14 protein-coding genes are annotated in these 17,138 nt (G+C 64.0%); 7 read left to right on the top strand and 7 right to left on the bottom strand.

Annotated elements, in window-relative coordinates; genetic code table 11:
- Positions 1–6 precede the first annotated feature (6 nt).
- Positions 7–1,017, bottom strand: coding sequence for an ABC transporter substrate-binding protein (locus AB6809_RS18260; protein WP_006051055.1), 1,011 nt, complete (start codon positions 1,015–1,017; stop codon positions 7–9).
- Positions 1,018–1,125: 108 nt separating this feature from the next.
- Entirely contained in the window at positions 1,126–2,223 is a 1,098-nt protein-coding gene (locus AB6809_RS18265; RefSeq protein WP_006051054.1) for a LacI family DNA-binding transcriptional regulator, read from the bottom strand.
- A 165-nt stretch (positions 2,224–2,388) separates the two neighbouring features.
- Here AB6809_RS18265 and AB6809_RS18270 point away from each other — a divergent pair, with 165 nt between their 5' ends.
- The 7 genes from AB6809_RS18270 (at position 2,389) to AB6809_RS18300 (ending at position 11,047) form a co-directional block, all read left to right on the top strand.
- Entirely contained in the window at positions 2,389–3,177 is a 789-nt protein-coding gene (locus tag AB6809_RS18270; RefSeq protein ID WP_029969280.1) for a phytanoyl-CoA dioxygenase family protein, read from the top strand.
- Positions 3,178–3,460: 283 nt separating this feature from the next.
- Positions 3,461–5,329 (top strand): serine hydrolase domain-containing protein, encoded by a 1,869-nt coding sequence (locus tag AB6809_RS18275; protein WP_029969281.1) that lies wholly within the window; start codon positions 3,461–3,463, stop codon positions 5,327–5,329.
- Positions 5,330–5,431: 102 nt separating this feature from the next.
- The gene (locus AB6809_RS18280; protein ID WP_006051051.1) at positions 5,432–5,869 is read left to right on the top strand and encodes a MarR family winged helix-turn-helix transcriptional regulator; all 438 of its coding nucleotides are present in this window, start codon (positions 5,432–5,434) and stop codon (positions 5,867–5,869) included.
- Between the two features lie 151 nt (positions 5,870–6,020).
- The gene (locus AB6809_RS18285) at positions 6,021–6,458 is read left to right on the top strand and encodes a MarR family winged helix-turn-helix transcriptional regulator (protein ID WP_029969282.1); all 438 of its coding nucleotides are present in this window, start codon (positions 6,021–6,023) and stop codon (positions 6,456–6,458) included.
- 37 nt (positions 6,459–6,495) lie between these two features.
- On the top strand, positions 6,496–7,998 hold the full coding sequence (locus AB6809_RS18290) for an efflux transporter outer membrane subunit (RefSeq protein WP_029969284.1): 1,503 nt from the start codon (positions 6,496–6,498) through the stop codon (positions 7,996–7,998).
- A gap of 46 nt (positions 7,999–8,044) precedes the next feature.
- Positions 8,045–9,385 carry an HlyD family efflux transporter periplasmic adaptor subunit gene (locus AB6809_RS18295; RefSeq protein WP_029969285.1) on the top strand — a complete coding sequence of 447 codons (1,341 nt, stop codon included), beginning with the start codon at positions 8,045–8,047 and terminating at the stop codon, positions 9,383–9,385.
- 105 nt (positions 9,386–9,490) lie between these two features.
- Positions 9,491–11,047, top strand: coding sequence for a DHA2 family efflux MFS transporter permease subunit (locus tag AB6809_RS18300; RefSeq protein ID WP_029969287.1), 1,557 nt, complete (start codon positions 9,491–9,493; stop codon positions 11,045–11,047).
- A gap of 69 nt (positions 11,048–11,116) precedes the next feature.
- Here AB6809_RS18300 and AB6809_RS18305 read toward each other — a convergent pair whose 3' ends face one another.
- From AB6809_RS18305 to AB6809_RS18325, 5 genes are all read right to left on the bottom strand, one after another.
- Complete coding sequence (locus AB6809_RS18305; RefSeq protein WP_029969288.1) at positions 11,117–13,075, bottom strand: phosphatase PAP2 family protein; 1,959 nt, start codon at positions 13,073–13,075, stop codon at positions 11,117–11,119.
- A 205-nt stretch (positions 13,076–13,280) separates the two neighbouring features.
- Positions 13,281–14,075 carry an ABC transporter substrate-binding protein gene (locus AB6809_RS18310; protein WP_006051045.1) on the bottom strand — a complete coding sequence of 265 codons (795 nt, stop codon included), beginning with the start codon at positions 14,073–14,075 and terminating at the stop codon, positions 13,281–13,283.
- 68 nt (positions 14,076–14,143) lie between these two features.
- Entirely contained in the window at positions 14,144–15,613 is a 1,470-nt protein-coding gene (locus AB6809_RS18315; protein WP_029969290.1) for an NAD(P)/FAD-dependent oxidoreductase, read from the bottom strand.
- Positions 15,610–15,912 carry a (2Fe-2S)-binding protein gene (locus tag AB6809_RS18320; RefSeq protein ID WP_029969291.1) on the bottom strand — a complete coding sequence of 101 codons (303 nt, stop codon included), beginning with the start codon at positions 15,910–15,912 and terminating at the stop codon, positions 15,610–15,612. The genes AB6809_RS18315 and AB6809_RS18320 overlap by 4 nt, the downstream gene beginning before the upstream one ends.
- Positions 15,896–17,041 carry an FAD-binding oxidoreductase gene (locus tag AB6809_RS18325; protein WP_029969292.1) on the bottom strand — a complete coding sequence of 382 codons (1,146 nt, stop codon included), beginning with the start codon at positions 17,039–17,041 and terminating at the stop codon, positions 15,896–15,898. Before AB6809_RS18325 ends, AB6809_RS18320 begins: the two co-directional genes overlap by 17 nt.
- Between the last annotated feature and the right edge of the window lie 97 nt (positions 17,042–17,138).

Raw genomic sequence — 17,138 nt, forward strand, 5'->3', positions numbered from 1 at the left:
TGTCGCTCAATAGCCGTACTGCATGCTCGCGTCGACGTTGCTCTTGTCATAGAAGCGATCGGAGACCTTGACCCACGGCGGGATCGTTTCGCCTTTCGCGTACTTCTGCGCGACGTCGCAGGCGAGCGGTCCGAAGAACGGGCTCGATTGCACGCTCGCGCCGAGTTCGCCGGCCTTGATCGCTTCGAGTCCGCCCTTGGTGCCGTCGATTGTCACGATCTGGATGTCCTTGCCCGGCTGCTTGCCCGCGGCCTTGATCGCGGCGATCGCACCGAGCGCCATTTCGTCGTTGTGCGCATAGACGGCGGTCACGTCGGGATGCGCCTGCAACAGCGTCTCCATCACCTGGCGGCCCTTGTCGCGCGCAAAGTCGCCGCTTTGCGATGCAACGATCTTCATGCCCGGATTCTTGGCGATGACTTCATCGAAGCCTTTCTTGCGATCGTTCGCGGCGGACGCGCCCGTCGAGCCTTCGAGTTCGATGATGGTCGCCTTGCCATTGGTCGCCTTGATGAGCCAGTCGGCGGCGCGCTGTCCCTGATCGATGAAGTCCGAACCGATGAAGGTGATGTAGTCCTTGCCGGCTTTCGCCATCGACTGATCGACGTTGCGGTCGACGAGAATCACCGGAATGCCAGCCTTTTTCGCCTGCATGATGACGGGCACGAGCGGCTTTTCTTCACGCGGCGGGAACACGAGCAGATCGACGTGCTGCGCGATCATGCTTTGAATATCCGCGACCTGCTTGGCGGCGGAACTGTTCGCGTCGGTCATGACCATCTGCCAGCCGCACTTCGAGGCGATCTCCTTGAAGCTGCGGGTCTCAGCGAGGCGCCAGGGGTTATTGCTTTCCGTCTGCGCGAAGCCGACTCTCAGCGGCTTCTTGTTCGGGATCTTCGGCAGCGCGTCGTCCGCGGCATGCGCGATGCCGAAGCCGGCGGAAAAGGTGAGCGCAGCGAGTGCGATAAACGATGCAGCGATCGGGCGCAGGCCCGTTTTCTTTGTGAGCGACAGCATGTCTTCCTCCGATAAGGATGGTTTGCCTCTTCTTGTCAATGCCGATGCTTGTGATGCCCGGTCTACTGCTTGCTGCGAGAGCGCCAACTAGAGAGCTAGATGCACTGGCTAGTCGTTAATATTATTAATAGCGAGTTGCTTCGTTTCGGCGATGACCTTGACCGAGCCGCGCTCGATCAACGGTCCGTCGAGCTTGACCGTGCGACGCCGCACGGGCGCGCCCGCCGCGCGGTTGTGTTCTTCCTGCAAGAGCGTGTCGACCGCCCATTTGCCAAGCTCGTAGTTCGGCAACACGACGGTCGATAGCGGCGGATGCGTGTGCCGCGCGATTTCCTGATCGTCGTAACCGAGCACGGACACATCGTCGGGCACGCGCAGGCCGAGCTGCTTGAGCGCTTCGATGGCGCCGAGCGCCATCAGATCGTTCGCGCAGAAAATGGCCGTCGGCGGATTCGGCTCGCGCATCAGCGAGAGCGTTTCCTCGAAGCCGGTCGCCGGTCCCCAGTCGCCTTCGCGCACGAGTTCCGGCGCGAACGGCAAATCGGCCGTCGCCAAAGCGGTGCGATAACCCTTCAGACGATCGCGCGCCGCATCCTGCCACGGCTCGCCGTTGATATAACCGATCCGCCTGTGTCCCGCCGCGAGCAGATAGTCTGTCGCCGTGTGGCCGCCCGCGACTTCGGCGGGCACGACCGACGACACATCGGCATCGCTCGAATAGCAGTTGAGCAGCACGGTCGGCACGCGCGCGAGCGCCGCGGGTACGGTCACGCGGCGGGTGTACACGGTCGCGTAGATCACGCCGAGCACGTTCGCATTGCCGAGCGTCGCTTCGAGCACGCGGGCTTCGATCTCCGCGTTGCCGTGCGTCGAATACACGGCGAGCATCCGGCCGTGAGCGAACGCGGCATCGCGCGCGCCGTCGATGCTGACGACCGGATGCGGGCTCGTGGAGATCTCATCGGCGAGATAGACGATCAGGTTGCGTTCGCCCTGTGCCGTGTCGAACGAGGGCAGCGCGCTCGTTTCGCGCTGCGTCATCCGGTAGCCGAGTTCCTGGGCCGCGCGCAGTACCTTGTCGCGCGTGGCGTCGGAGAACTTCGCGCCGCTCGCGTTGTTGAGCACGAGTGAAACCGTCGATTGCGAGACTCCGGTGAGCTTCGCAATGTCGGTCATGGTAGGGCGGCGTTGGGTCGTCTTCTTCATGGGCTTGCCGGCTGGAGTGCAGCAAACTTACCACTAATATTAGCGATGAACAACGCGCATCGGCGCCCATTCGATCGGGGTTTTCACCGAGTATTACTAATAATATTGACGACCCAAAGCGACGCATGCGATTCTTTTTTGCAAACCGACATGGAGGAGACGCGCATGGCCCGTTACGACGAAAGCACGAGAGACGCACTCGCGGATGCGTTCAACCGCGACGGCTTCGTGCTGTTGCGCAATCACTTTCCGCGCGCGACGATCGAAGGGTGGCGCGACGCATTTGCGCCGCTGCTCGCGCCTCATGTCGAATCTGACGCGAACGGCAATCGCGGCCCCGGCCGCTATTACGTGACGCTGCCGTTCGAGGGCCTCTTTGCCGATCCGGCCATTGTCTGCGATGAAGACATCGTCGGTATCGTGGAGCGTGTGGCGGGCCACGATCCGGTGATGTGCCAGCTTGCCACCGATACGCCGGTGCTCGGCTCGCAGTTCCAGGACTGGCATCGCGATACGCCGCCGCTCTTTGACGACGCGCCGGAAACGCCGTCGTTTCAGCTTGCAGTGAACTTCCCGCTCGTGGATGTCGACGATAGCAATGGGCCGCTCGAGACGACGCGCGGCACGCATCGCATCTCGCGGGAAGAAGCATTGGAAGGTCTGGAAGCGGGGCGCTTCCGAGCCGAGCGCGTGCCGATGCAGGTCGGCGACGTGATGATCCGCGACGTGCGCGGGCTGCATCGCGGCACGCCGAATCTGACCGGCGTGCCGCGTCCGATGGTCGTGATCGGCTATAGCCGCGGGTGGTATTTCCGGCCCGAAGTGCATATCGACGTGCCGTGCAAGGTGCTCGCCGAACTTCCGCCGCGCGCGCGGCGTTTGTTGCGCTTTAATCCGGTCGTCGAAGAAACCGCGCGCACGTTCGATGAAAACTACCGGCAATTTGCTTATTGAGCGCGTATTGAGCGGCGAGGCGCAAGGACGCTCTATTGAGCCATAGCTTCGCAGCATCTCGACACGCCGCTATTCGCGCACGCGCCGCGCAGCTATGATTGGAGCAGGGCGGCGCCTGGCCTATTCAAAAGCGCCGTCCCGCTGCGTCGAAACTGGTGAAGCCTGTGTTTGCCGCGTCGGCGGCCCTTGGTTGAACAAAGCGGTTGAACAAGCGGTTGAACAAGCGGTTGAACAAAGCGCCTTTTGCAGGTCCTGGAAACAAACCAGAACGAAGGGGAATGCCGTGGCCAGCTACGATCGCAATCACGAGGTTCCGTTCAACACAGGCCGGCGGCAGTTTCTCGGCTACACCGGCGCCGGCGTGCTCGCCGCGATGCTGTCCGGTTGCGGCAGCGACGAGGTGCAGTCGACGCCTTATCAGCAGACCATTGCACTCGGTCAGCAGATGATCCAGCAGGCCGTCAGCGATCCGTCGACGCCCGTCGCCGCAATCTCCGTCGCGATGGTCAAGGGCAACGCGGTGGTCTGGCAGCAGGCGTTCGGTGTGGCGTCGGTGCCGGGGCAGATCAAGGCGACGCCGCAAACGCGCTTTAACATCGGCTCCGTCAGCAAGTTGTTTCCGGCGCTGGCGGCGGCCATCCTCGTCGATCGCGGGCTCATTACGCTCGACACACCGATCGTCAAATATCTGCCGGCCTTCACGATGCTGTCTCCGGAATACGCGCGGATCACCACGCGTCATCTGCTGTCGCACGCATCCGGTTTGCCCGGCACGAACGGGCGCAATCTCTTCACGTTTGAGCCGGTCGCCGGTTACGCCGCCGACACGCAAGCCGAACTCGCCAACTCGCATCTGAAGCATTTGCCCGGCGAGCTGGCCGTCTATTGCAACGACGGCTTCACGATGGTCGAGCAGATCGTGCTCGCCGTGACGGGCCGGAGTTTCGCGGACTTCGTGCAGTCGGAGATTCTCACGCCGCTGAAGATGACGCACTCCAGCTATCTGACGAGTGTGCCGTCCGATGGATCGTTCTCGCTGCCGTACGTGAAGGGCGCGCAGCATCAGGAATTCGTCAATGCATACGCGACCGGCGGACTGAGTTCGACGCCCGTCGACATGATGAACCTCGCGCAGATGATCTACGGCGGTGGCCTATTCCAGGGACAGCGCATCGTGTCCGCGGCGGGCATCGCGGAGATGGGCGCCGACCAGACGAAAAGCCTGACGATCAACCCGTCGCCGGAATGGCGCTGGGGTCTGGGCTGGGACAGCGTGGTCCAGCCCGCGCTCAACGCCGCAGGCGTGCTCGGCTGGGAAAAAGACGGCGGCACGGCGTTCTACTCGACCGAATTTTTCGTCGTCCCCAATGCGAAGTTCGCGCTGATGGTGACCGGCAATGCCGGATACAACGCTCGCGCTATTGCCGAAACGCTGGTGCTGTCGGCGCTGAAGGAAGACGGCACGATTGCGTCGCTGCCGGCGAAGCTCGCCAACACGGCGCCGCCGGCCGCATCGGGGCCGGGCATCGCGGGCGGCGCGGGCATTTACGGCAATTCCGATTCGCCGTATCAGGTGCTCGCCAATGCGGACGGCAGTCTGCAGATCAACCAGTGGGACGCCGATACCCGAGGCTGGGCCGAGATCGGCGCATACCAGTACCGCAGCGATGGCTGGTGGTGGAGCGCTGCCGATACGGCGTCGTACCGCTTCACCGTCGTGTCGGGCAACGACAGCGAGGGCAATGCATTCAACTATCGCTATCTGATGAAGCGGGTCGTGCCGGGCGCGGGCTACGCGTATCTGACGCTGCCGGTCGGCCAGCAACTCGCACCGCTGGCGCCGCTCGACAGCGCGTGGCAGCAACGCGTCGGCACGCAATGGACCTTGACCAACGATTCACCGAGCGCCGTGCCGATTGTCGTTCTTGGCAATCCGCCGGCCTTTTTCGCGACCCTGGCTGAACTTCCCGGCTACGTGCTGTTCGGCAACGAAGATCTTCGCTACGAACTGTTCGTGCCGGTGAGCGATACGCTCGGCGGCATGTCCGTTAAAGTGCCGGGCAACTTTGGACGCGACCTGTACGAGATTCGCTTTGCGTCGCCTGGCGCGACGACGCTGACGATCGGCAGTTCGATTTACGCTCGTATCTGACACTGAGTGCACGCGCCGCGGTAAACCGAACGCCGATGTCCCGAGGCCTGATTTGATAATATCTGATTGGTCAGTTATATCGGATCGTTCAGGAGGCCTCGCGTGCGTCACTACACCAAAGACAATTTCAGGCTGACGGAGAGCGTGGGCTTCCAGTTGGTGAAGGCGCGCAACCTGATCGTCGCCGAAATGGACGCGGCGCTCAAGGAACTCGACATCTCCAGCCAGCAAATGGGCATCATGCTGACGCTTCGCCAGCGCCTCGCGTCGACGCCGTTCGAGCTGTCGAAAATGCTTGCCATCGATACGGGCCTGATGACGCGCATGCTCGACAAGCTCGAAACCAAGGGCCTTTTGGTGCGCTCGCGCGACGAGACGGACCGCCGCGTGGTCAATCTTTCACTCACGAAAGAGGGCGTCGCCGTCGCCGATCAGATTCCTCACGTCGCGCCCGCTGTGCTGAACGCACGGCTGAACGACTTCACAAAATCCGAACTCGTTGAATTGCGCCGTTTGCTGCGTAAATTCCTGAGCGACTGAACGCGGCGCTCGCCGTCTGCTCCGTCTGCTTCGCCCGTGCCTCCGCAAAACTAAAGACTGTCGCCGCCAATGAAACAATGAGTTCCATGCGGCGCCGTTGATAGTATCTGACATGTCAACTATTGTGTCGACAGGCAACGAGGAGCAACGCATGTCGCACTATTCAAAGGCCGATTTTCATTTGACGGATAGCGTCGGCTTTGCGATCAGCAAGGCGCGCAATCTGATGGCGATGCACATGGACGCGGCGGTGAAGGGCTTGGATGTGCGCGCGCATCACGTCGGCATTTTGCTGTCGCTACTGCAGGGCATCGACACGACACCGGCGGCGCTGTCGCGTCATCTCGGCGTCGATACCGGCCTGATGTCGCGCACGCTCGACAAACTCGAGACGCGGGGCCTGTTGACGCGCTCGCGCAGCACGGGCGACCGCCGCGTCGTCAACGTCGAACTCACGAAAGCGGGCCGCGACGTTGCGCTGCGTATCGCCGAGATTGTGCCGGATGTGCTGAATGCCCGGCTCGAAGGCTTCACTCACGACGAATTCAATGAACTGCGCCGTCTGCTTGGCAAGTTTCTGAACGACTGAGCGCTTTTTTTTAACCATATATCTGACAGGTCAGCAAATGAGAAACGAGTTAAAGAAAGAACGGCGCGCTTCACGGCTGCTGAAAGCGGGTGTGTCGATCATGTTTGCCGCGGTGCTGTCGGCGTGCGCGAATTATGCGGGCATCCACAGCGACGCAAAGACGGCCGGCCCGCAGCAGTACGCCACGCAACAAAGCATTCCCGCCGAACAAGGTCACTGGCCCGCAGCGGACTGGGCCGACCAGTTCGGCGACGCGCAACTGAAAGCGCTGATCGACGAAGCGCTGAAGAGCAGCCCGACGCTCGATCAGGCGCGCTCCCGCGTCTCGGCGGCCGCTGCTTATAGCGAAATTGCGAAAGCCGGCACGATGCCGCGCGTCGACGCGAGTTATTCGCTGACGCGTCAGCAATTCTCGGGCACGGCGCTCGTTCCGCCTCCGTACGGCGGCTCGTGGCAAACGGAAAACAAGGGCTTGTTGAATGCTTCATACGATCTCGATCTGTGGGGCAAGAATCGCGAAGCGCTGAAGGCCGCGATTTCGCAACTTCAAGCGAGTCAGGCCGATGCCGAGGTCGTGAAACTGACGCTGACGACGTCGATTGCACGCACGTACAACCAGCTTGCGCGCCTCTATCTGTTGCGCGACATCGCGCAGCAGGAGGTCACGCAGCGTGAGCAGATCGAGCGCATTACCGCGGGGCGCATTGCGACCGGGCTCGATACCGAAGTCGAACGCAAGACGGCGCAGGCCAATCTCGCGACGAGCCGTGCCGCGCTGAAGTCGCTCGACGGACAGATTCTCGCGACGCGCTACCAGATCGCCGCGCTGCTCGGTGCGGGTCCGGACCGCGGGTTGCAGATTGCGCGGCCGTCGCTCGGTCTCGGCGACGAAGTCCGTCTGCCCGACAACCTGCCTGCGGATCTGGTGGGTCGGCGCCCCGACATCGTGGCCGCGCGCTGGCGCGTCGACGCGATGACGCATGACGTGAAGGAAGCGAAGGCCGAGTTCTATCCCGACATCAACCTGAGCGCGGCAATCGGGCTCGACGCGTTCGGCTTTGGCCGCTTTCTGACGGCGGCTAGCCGAACGGCATCGGCCGGCCCGGCAATTCACTTGCCGATCTTCGACGCAGGCGCACTGCGGGCGCAGTTGAAGGGCCGCTACGCCGACTTCGACTATGCGGTCGCGACCTACAACCAGACGCTCGTGACGGCGCTGAGCGAGGTCGCATCTCAACTGGCCAATGTGCGTTCGACCGATGCACAGCTTGTCGATGCACAGGCGGCACAGGACGCCGCGCGCGAGGCCGACAGACTCGCGCTCGTGCAATACAAGGCGGGCCTGACGAATCAACTGACCGTATTGAACGCCGACGTCAACGCGCTTTCCGCCGATCAGGCCGTGGCGAACCTGCGCATGAGCCGCCGCGATCAGCAGATTGCGCTGGCTTCCGCGCTTGGCGGCGGCTTCGTCGATACATCGAACACCGATGCGGGGCGCACGCAAGCATCGAACCCATCCGTTGACGCCGCGCGTTGAGCGGCCTTCCGAATAACCCACGACCGAATCTGCCTGGAGAATCGACATGAGTGAAATCAACACGCCGGAGCGCGCCGCGACGCATGCGGCGCCCGCCAACGTAGACACAGCGACGGCACCCAATGCCGCCGCGGCCACCGCGGCCACCGCGCCCACCGCCGCGAGCGAGCCGAATTCGCGCAAGCGCCAACTGCTGCTCACGCTGCTTGGTGCAGCCGTCGTCGTATCGGTTGCGGCATACGGTGCCTATTACATGACCTATGCGCGTTATCACGAGACGACCGACGACGCCTACGTAAGCGGCAATCTCGTGCAACTCACGCCGCAAGTAACCGGTACGGTCGTCGGGGTGAACGCCGACGACACGCAGATCGTGAAGGCGGGCGACCCTGTCGTCACGCTCGATAACGCGGACGCGACAGTCGCGCTCGGCAACGCCGAAGCGATGCTGGGGCAGACCGTTCGCCAGGTGAGCAGCCTGTACGTGAACAACGATTTCTACGCCGCCAACATCGCGCAGAAACAGTCCGATCTGGCTCGCGCGCAAGACGATCTGCGCCGCCGCCAGGCCGTCGCCGACACGGGCGCTGTGTCCGCGGAAGACATCGCGCATGCACGCGACACGGTGACCGCCGCGCAGGCCGCGCTCGACGCCGCGCGTCAGCAGGCGGAAGCCAACCGCGCGCTGACCGACCACACGACGATCGAACAGCACCCGAGCGTGCAGGCCGCGGCGTCGAAAGTACGCGACGCGTACCTCGCCTATGCACGCAACACGTTGCCCGCGCCCGTCACCGGCTATGTGGCGAAGCGCTCGGTGCAGGTGGGCCAGCGCGTATCGCCGGGCACGCCGTTGATGGCCGTAGTGCCGCTCAACGGCGTCTGGGTCGATGCCAACTACAAGGAAAGCCAGTTGCGCAACATGCGTATCGGCCAGCCTGTCACGCTGACGGCCGACGTGTACGGCAGCAAGGTCGAATATCACGGCCGCGTGGTCGGCTTCTCGGCGGGCACGGGTAGCGCCTTTGCGACGTTGCCCGCGCAGAACGCGACCGGCAACTGGATCAAGGTGGTTCAGCGTTTGCCCGCGCGCATCGAACTCGATCAGAAGGAACTGCAAGTGCATCCGCTGCGAATCGGCTTGTCGATGCAGGTCGATGTGGATACGCGCGATAGCACCGGCGCGCAACTCGGCGCGGCCGTGAATACGACGTACCGCACCGATGTCTTCGCGCAATACGGGGCTCAGGCCGATGCGGAGATTCAGAAGATCATCGAACGGAATAGTGTTGTCACGCATGCGGGACCGACGGAGCGTGTCGTATCGTCGGCACAGGGCACGCGTGACAAGCGCAACAGCACCGCCATGCCAAAACGCGCGGGCTGAAGTGCAGAACGTGACGCCGTTCGTTATCGCGTCTTCATTTATCCATTTAGCTGACAGGTCAGATAGATATTGCCGGCCTGTTCGCGACTTCGTACTGGAAGTGAGATGAATTCCTCGACGCAACTCGCACTCCCGCCGTTGAGCGGCGCAAAGCTGGTTCTCGCGACCTTCGCCGTCGCCCTCGCGACGTTCATGAACGTGCTCGATTCGTCCATCGCCAACGTTGCGATTCCGACTATCTCGGGCAATCTCGGCGTATCCGTCGATGAAGGCACGTGGGTCATCACGTTGTTTTCCGCAGCGAATGCAGTCGCCATTCCGCTAACGGGCTGGCTCACGCAGCGCGTCGGTCAAATCAAGCTGTTCGTCGCCGCGATCGTGCTGTTCGTATTTTCTTCGTGGCTGTGCGGGGTCGCGCCGAACCTGGTGATCCTGCTCGCCGCGCGCGTGTTGCAGGGTGCCGTGGCCGGTCCGCTGATTCCGTTGTCGCAAGCGATTCTGCTCGGCTCGTATCCAAAGGAAAAGAGCTCGACCGCGCTGGCGTTATGGGCGATGACGGCCACGGTCGGCCCGATTGCCGGTCCGGCGTTGGGCGGCTGGATCACCGACAGCTATAGCTGGTCGTGGATCTTTTACATCAACATTCCGGTTGGTCTCTTTGCTGCGGCCGTGACGTGGTTCATCTATCGCGACCGCGAGACGCCAGCGCGCAAACTGCCCATCGACAAAGTGGGCTTGATGTCGCTGATCGCATGGGTCGCGTCGCTGCAAATCATGCTCGACAAGGGCAAGGACCTCGACTGGTTCAGCTCGCCGGTGATCTGCATTCTCGCGGCCGTGGCGGCGGTCAGCTTCGTGTTTTTCCTGATCTGGGAATTCACGGAAAAGAATCCGATCGTCGATCTCCGGCTTTTCGCGGTACGCAATTTCCGCGGCGGCACGATTGCGATTTCGGTCGCGTATGCGGTGTTCTTCGCGAACCTCGTGATTCTGCCGCAATGGATTCAGGGCTATCTGGGCTATCGTTCGGTGGATGCCGGTCTCGTCACCGCGCCGCTCGGCATCTTCGCGGTGCTGCTCGCGCCCGTGATGGCGAAGATCATGCCGAAGACGGATGCACGCGTGCTCGCGACGCTGGCTTTCGTCGGTTTCGCCGCGGTTTTCCTGATGCGCTCGCATTACACGACGGGCGTCGACACCTATACGCTCGTGCTGCCGACGCTGCTGCAAGGCATTCCGATGGCGCTCTTTTTCACGCCGCTTACCGCGATCATTCTGTCGGGACTCTCACCCGATAAAATTCCTGCGGCCGCAGGCCTGTCGAACTTCGTGCGCGTATTCGCCGGCGGCGTGGGCACGTCGCTGATCACGACGGGCTGGAACAACCGGACGATCCTGCATCACGCGCAACTCGCGGAACAGTCGGGCGTCAACAATCCGGCTTATACGTCCGCGCTCGCGGACATTCATACGACGCTCGGCGGCAACATGGATCAGGCGGCGGCATTCTTCGAGCGCTCGCTGAATGCACAGGCCGCGATGCTCGGGCTGAACGACATCTTCTGGCTTTCGTCGATGATCTTTATCGTGATCATTCCGCTGATCTGGCTCACGAAGCCGGGCAAGGGCGGTGGCGGCGGGGCGGCGGCAGGTGCGCACTAGGATGCGCGAGGAGACGAGACGTTCGAAGTAGCGAACGTCTCGTCGCGGTTCACCGCACAGCCACAACCATTACGCCGCCGACAACCTCACCGACACGCCCGTCCCCGTATAAACCGGCGTCGCCTTGAAGCCGTCGACCGTCACCGTCGAGAACTTCGCCGAGCCGGCCGCGCCGTCGATCAGCGCGATGGTGTCGCCGGCTTTCGGCGCATAGCCGTTCACGAACTTCACATGCAGCGTGCCGCCCGCGACGCTCAGCGTGCCACCCACGCGCAGACGCCCGCCGCCGTTGCCGTCGATGTCGAGTTCGAGCGTCGTGTTATCGAGCTGCGTGTAGCGCGTCGAGATCGTCACCGGCGCGCCGGCCGCGATCCTCACGCTGCCGCCCGAGCCGACGTACACGTCGCCGCTGCCAAACGCGTTCGCGGAGCCCGCCGCGAGCGTGCCGCCGCTCACTTGTGTGCCGCCCGTGTAGCGGTTGTTGCCCGACAGCGTCAGCGTGCCTGTGCCTTGCAGCGTCAGCTTGCCTGCACCGGCAATATCGTTGCGCCACACGTCGGCCGCATTGAGCCCGCCCTGCGACGCATCCATCGACACGATCACGTTGCCGTTGAACGCGCCATAGCCGTCGGCGGCGGCGAACAGGTTCAGGCGGCCCCAGCCTTCGGCGTCGTCCATCACCGGATAGCCGGACGGCATCTCGGTCGTCTTCAGCACGACGCGCCGCTGGTCCGCGCTCAGGTACGGGAAGCGCGTCTGCAACAGAATTTCCGCGCCCTTGGGCACGAGCGGCGGCGCATCGGTCGATGCGATCGGGCCGAAGCCGAACGTCATGCGGCGCATGAATGCCGCTTTATTTGCGGTGTAATCGGCGAAGCGGTCCGTTGCCGCCGTGCCCGAACGAGCGAATGCGGCGAAGCTCGCGCCGTTGGTCCCGCTGAGCTGCTGCAGCGCCTGGTGAGCCTGAACGTAGGCGGCCTGCGCGTCGCTTGCATACGTGTTCAGGTTCGCCGCGCTGACGGCGAGCGCGAGCATCCGGCCGCCGATCACGTCGAGCGGCGAGTGCATGCCGGCGAGAATCCGGTTCTCGCCGAGTTCGAGACCGCGGCTCACCATTTCCTGGAATCGTTCGGGAACGAGCCACGCCATCGTCGTCGCATCGCGCATCGCCTCGGCCTCATGGCCGCTGATGAAGCCGCCGTCGGTCGCGGGCGTCGTGCTTTCCGCGGGAACGAGCGTCGGCGCGACCACGACGCTCGCGCTCCAGCGATACGGCCGTGCGTACTTGTAAAAGCGTTTCGCTGGTTCCGTCGATGCGTTGTTGCCCATCTCGTTCAAGAGATCGACGACCTTGCCGAAGCTCGCGTTCGTGCTGCCGCCGACGCCGACGTTATTGCCCGAGTCGTTGTACAGCACGGTCGTCGCATCGGACGGCACGCTGATGATGCTGGTCGTCTGCTGCGCCGCCGTGCGCCATGCGGCGGTGAGCGGGCCCATCCCGTCGGTCACGCTGTAGCCCTTGCCGCGGCGGTCGTCGAAATACGCGGCGTCGGCCTGCTGCGGCGTGCGCGCGGTCGTCGCGTCGATCACGTATTGAACGTTGGCGCCCAGCACCGTGCTGTTCAGGATCGTGCCGCACGGCGTGCCGCTGGCGGGCAGGCCGGAGCAGGTCGACGGCACGATCGCCGGAAACGCGCCGTTGGCCGGCGCGCTCACACCCGCGTCGACCAGCATCGTCGACGGCTGCCACAGGTCGAGAAAGCGGCTCACGACACGCACCGCGGCGTTGGTCGACAGCGTTGCATAGCGCGCGTCGCCGCGCTGGTTGGTCGCGATGTTATCGACGAAGGCCGGCACGCCAGGCACGGGCGCGCTGTCGACGAAACCGGGATCGGCCGGCGGCGCCGGCACGGCCGCGACGGGCGTATTAGTGGCGACGACATCGCCGCCGCCGCCGCAGGCAGCCAGAACGATCGCACTCGACAACGCTGCGACGTGCAGCGGAAAACGGCTTCGTGACGCAAACATGCAAACTCCATCCTGAGGGTCAAAGATGGCGCATTGTCGTGGGCGAACGTGACGTGGAGGTTACGGAGCCGTTTAGTGGGGATTTGGTGTTGGGGTGGGGAAGAGCGAGGCGACGCTCGCTACTCTGTAGCTGGATCGATGCGCCGGTGTTCAATGGATGCGGCTATCCGGCGCGTACATACGCAACAAGCGAGAAAAACGGTTGTTACTTCCCGTACATGTCGAAATCGAAGTACTTCGCTTCGATCTTGCGATACGTGCCGTCCTTGAGCAATTCGGCAATCGCGCCGTTCAACGCATCGCGCAGTTGCGGCTCCGACTTGCGCACGCCCGCCGCGTCGCCGTCGCCCATGATCTTCGCGTCGTAGACCACATCGCCTGCGAATGAAAATCCCTTGCCGGCCGGCGTCGCGAGAAAACCCAGCTTGCCCTGCACGGCGTCCATCAGCACCGCATCGACGCGCCCCGCCGTCAAGTCGGAATAAGCCTGGTCGTAGCTCGGATACGCGACCACTTCCACGCCCGACGACGCCCACTTCTCGCGCGCATACGTTTCCTGCACGGTGCCTTGCTCGACCGCCACGCGCTTGCCCGCGAGCTTCGACGCTTCGGGCAGCAGATGCGCGCTGTCCTTCGCGATCAGACGCGTCTGGTTGCGGTACAGCCGGTCGGTGAAGTCGATCTGTTCGCGGCGCTTGGCGTTTGCCGCCATCGACGAAAGGATCACGTCGAACTTGCGCGCCTGAAGGCCGGGAATCAGTCCGTCGAAGCTGCTTTGCACCCAGACGCACTTCGCCTTCAGTTTCTCGCAGATTGCATTGCCGAGGTCGACGTCGAAGCCCACGACCGTGCCGTCTTTTGCGATCGATTCGAACGGCGGGTACGTCGGGTCGACGCCGATGCGGATCGTGGTCCACTCCTTGGCCGATGCCATCGTGCTCGCGGCCATCAGGGCGAGCAGGGCGGCGCTCAACATCGTCTTTACGCGTGTGGTCTTCATAGAGGCTCCGTGTGTGATGTGGTGTGGTGTGGTTGTGGTGCGATTCGTTTCGTCTGCGATGGATGGGATCAACTGGGAAATTCGCCGCGAGTGAAGTCGTCGCCGAGCGCGATGGAGTCGGCGATTTCGTCGACCGTAACCGGTTTGATCGGCGCGCGAATGCGGTAGTAGCCGACGTCGCCGACCGCGCGTTCCTGCACCTGCGCAATGAGCTCGCCGACCGTCGCGCCACACCATCGGCCCTGACATGGGCCCATGCCGCAGCGTGAAAACGCCTTCATCTGGTTCGGCCCCTGACAGCCGATTGCCGCGATCGCGCGAATCTCGCCTGCGGTGACTTCCTCGCAACGGCACACGATGACGTCGTCGGCGGGACGGCGCAGCGCGGCAGGCGGCGTGTAGAGCGCATCGAGCAGCGGGCGCACGGCGAGGTGCCGTTTCATCGCGAGCCGCGAGCGGCGGCCGCGTGCATCGCGCGACGCGGCATCGAGCGCGCCGAGGTCGCGCGAGATATCGAGTGCCGCAAGCGTGCCCGCGTGCGCAGCCGCTTTCGCGCCGCCGATGCCCGCGCCGTCGCCCGCAATCCATACGTGCCCGACCGTGCTGCGTCCGTGCGCATCGATGCGAGGGCGCCAGCAGGCCGACGACGCATCCCATTCGTGCTCGCAACCGAGCGAGCGGGGCAGTTGCGTCGACGGAATCACGCCCTGATGCAGCAGCACGAGCGAGGTGTCGATCGAACGACGCGTGCCGTGTTCATCGGCGAAATGCACGCGTTCGGCGCGCTCTTCGCCTTCGATCGAGAACGCACTTGCGCCGCGATAAATGGGGATGCCCGCGCGCTTTACCGCGCGCATCATGCGCAGACCCTTCAGCAGATAATCGGCGCCTGCGAGCGCGGGCAGCGCATGAGGCAAGGCGGCGCGCCAGGCATCGCGCGGCGTCGTATCGATGATGGCGCGCACGCGGCGTCCGGCATTCAGCAACTGCGATGCGAACAACAACAGCAGCGGTCCGCAACCCGCGAGCACCGCGTCCTGCGATGGCGCGAGTCCCGACGACTTGAGCAGCGTTTGCGCCGCGCCGATGCCCATCACGCCCGGCAGCGTCCAGCCGCGCACCGGCCACGGACGCTCCTGCGCGCCCGTCGCGACGAGCACCGCGCGCGCCGAGATGTCGAGCGTGCCGCCAGGTTGCGCACCTTGTGCACCTTGCGGGCGGCGCGTGAGCATCGCGACGGCGCGGCCGTTTTCAAACGCGATCTGCCATACGACGCAGCGCGCCAGATGCTTCGCGCCGCTGGCATCGAAAGCCGCGATCAGCGTGCGTCCGCCGAGATACTCGTCGCCGAGCACGTGTGCATCGCTCAGCGGAGACTGCGCGGCATTGCGATAAATCTGTCCGCCGGGCGCTTCGCCTTCGTCCGCGACGATCACATCGAGACCCGCACGGCGCGCCGCGATCGCCGCCGACATGCCCGCCGGTCCCGCGCCGATGATCAGCAGATCGCACGTCGATTGCACTGGAGGCTGCATCATGCGAGCCTCGCTTTACCGGACATCGCGCGGACCCGCATGCCGTCGCAGACGCGCGTCATGCACGCCTGCACGTTAGGCACGCCGTCGATTTCGACGAGACAGTCGAAGCACACGCCCATCATGCAGAACGGTCCGCGCGGGGCGCCGCTGACGGGCGTGGTCCGGCAGGCGAGCGCGCCGCTTTCGAGCAACGCCGCGGCGACCGTATAGTGCTGCGGCACATGCCGGTGCGTGCCGTCGATATCGACGCGCACCGTGGACGCCGGCAAGGTGACGAGAGATTCAAAGTACGTGGGCATCGGTCGAATTCGAAAAACGCGTGGCGACGAAGGGATCAAGTATTGAGGGTCGCGCGCCGCCCGCGATCCACGGCGCGATCACGTCGGCATGGGCGGCGGCGAGCGTCACGCCGCTATGGCAGATGGCGAGGAACGCGCCGGGATGCGTGGACGATTCCTCGTAGACCGGCAGGCCGTCGGGCGTCATGATGCGAAGCGCGCCCCACGCGCGCACGATGCGCGCATGCCCGAGCACCGGAAATGCGGTGCGTGCGCGGCGCGCGATATCGGCCATGACGGCGCGCGTCTGGCCGTCGTCGAAGCCGACGGCTTCGGCAGAATCGCCGAGTAGCACCGAGCCTTCGGGCGTCTGCCGCACGACCAGCGTCGGATAGTCGAGAAACGGCGCGAGCCGCTCCGTCACCATGATCTGACCGCGCAGGGGCGTGATTGGCGCGAGCATGCCGACCATTGGCGCCAGGCGCTGATTGTCGAGGCCCGCGGCGAGCACGACGCGTTCGGCTTCCAGCGTGCCGTGCGGCGTATCGATTTCGAAGCGGCCCACATATGGTCGGATTTCACGCACTTCATGGTGCGGCAGATATGTGCCGCCCGCGAGCGCGAAGGCCTGCTGCATCGCGCGCAACGTATAGAGCGGGCTGGCGTGTCCGTCATGCGGCGAGTACAGCGCGCCCGCCAGTTTGTCCGATGCCGAGGGCACGCGCGCCTTCAGCGCACGGATATCGAGCACCTCGTAGGTGAGCGACGCGTCGCGCAAGCGAATCGATTCCAGCAACTGCCGGCCCGCTTCGAGCTGCTCGATGGTTTCGCACAACTCGATGCCGCCTGGGCGCTCGAAGCCCGCATCGACGCCGGTCTTGCGCTGCAATTGCGCGGCGAACGCGCCCCAGCGCTCGGACGATTCACGCGACCACTGCGCGTAGGGCAGGCACCGGCCGCCCTTGCCTTGTACCCAGACGAGCCCGAAATTGCCGCGTGCGGCACGATGCGCGGAGTCCGCGCCGTCGCATACGGCCACGCGTTTGCCTGCACGGACGAGCCCATAGGCGATGGCCATGCCGACGAGTCCTCCGCCCGCGACCACGATGTCGAAGCGGCGTGCCGTGTTATGAGCCAGCTTATGCTGCATGAAATGCGTTTCCTGCCTGTTTTTACGAGTCGAGACCGAACTTTGGGCGCTGCAAAAAACTGCGTCAAATGCCAGTTTGTCGGTCATCTATAATCCA

Source organism: Paraburkholderia sp. RCC_158, from assembly GCF_041355255.1.
GTDB classification, from domain to species: Bacteria; Pseudomonadota; Gammaproteobacteria; order Burkholderiales; family Burkholderiaceae; genus Paraburkholderia; species Paraburkholderia graminis.

Excerpts from the sequence above, each read along its gene's own strand:
- AB6809_RS18300 (WP_029969287.1), top strand. The coding sequence starts at position 9,491 with ATGAATTCCTCGACGCAACTCGCACTCCCGCCGTTGAGCGGCGCAAAG.
- AB6809_RS18305 (WP_029969288.1), bottom strand. The coding sequence starts at position 13,075 with ATGTTTGCGTCACGAAGCCGTTTTCCGCTGCACGTCGCAGCGTTGTCG.
- AB6809_RS18285 (WP_029969282.1), top strand. The coding sequence starts at position 6,021 with ATGTCGCACTATTCAAAGGCCGATTTTCATTTGACGGATAGCGTCGGC.
- AB6809_RS18295 (WP_029969285.1), top strand. The coding sequence starts at position 8,045 with ATGAGTGAAATCAACACGCCGGAGCGCGCCGCGACGCATGCGGCGCCC.
- AB6809_RS18315 (WP_029969290.1), bottom strand. The coding sequence starts at position 15,613 with ATGATGCAGCCTCCAGTGCAATCGACGTGCGATCTGCTGATCATCGGC.
- AB6809_RS18320 (WP_029969291.1), bottom strand. The coding sequence starts at position 15,912 with ATGCCCACGTACTTTGAATCTCTCGTCACCTTGCCGGCGTCCACGGTG.
- AB6809_RS18290 (WP_029969284.1), top strand. The coding sequence starts at position 6,496 with ATGAGAAACGAGTTAAAGAAAGAACGGCGCGCTTCACGGCTGCTGAAA.
- AB6809_RS18325 (WP_029969292.1), bottom strand. The coding sequence starts at position 17,041 with ATGCAGCATAAGCTGGCTCATAACACGGCACGCCGCTTCGACATCGTG.
- AB6809_RS18270 (WP_029969280.1), top strand. The coding sequence starts at position 2,389 with ATGGCCCGTTACGACGAAAGCACGAGAGACGCACTCGCGGATGCGTTC.
- AB6809_RS18265 (WP_006051054.1), bottom strand. The coding sequence starts at position 2,223 with ATGAAGAAGACGACCCAACGCCGCCCTACCATGACCGACATTGCGAAG.
- AB6809_RS18260 (WP_006051055.1), bottom strand. The coding sequence starts at position 1,017 with ATGCTGTCGCTCACAAAGAAAACGGGCCTGCGCCCGATCGCTGCATCG.
- AB6809_RS18310 (WP_006051045.1), bottom strand. The coding sequence starts at position 14,075 with ATGAAGACCACACGCGTAAAGACGATGTTGAGCGCCGCCCTGCTCGCC.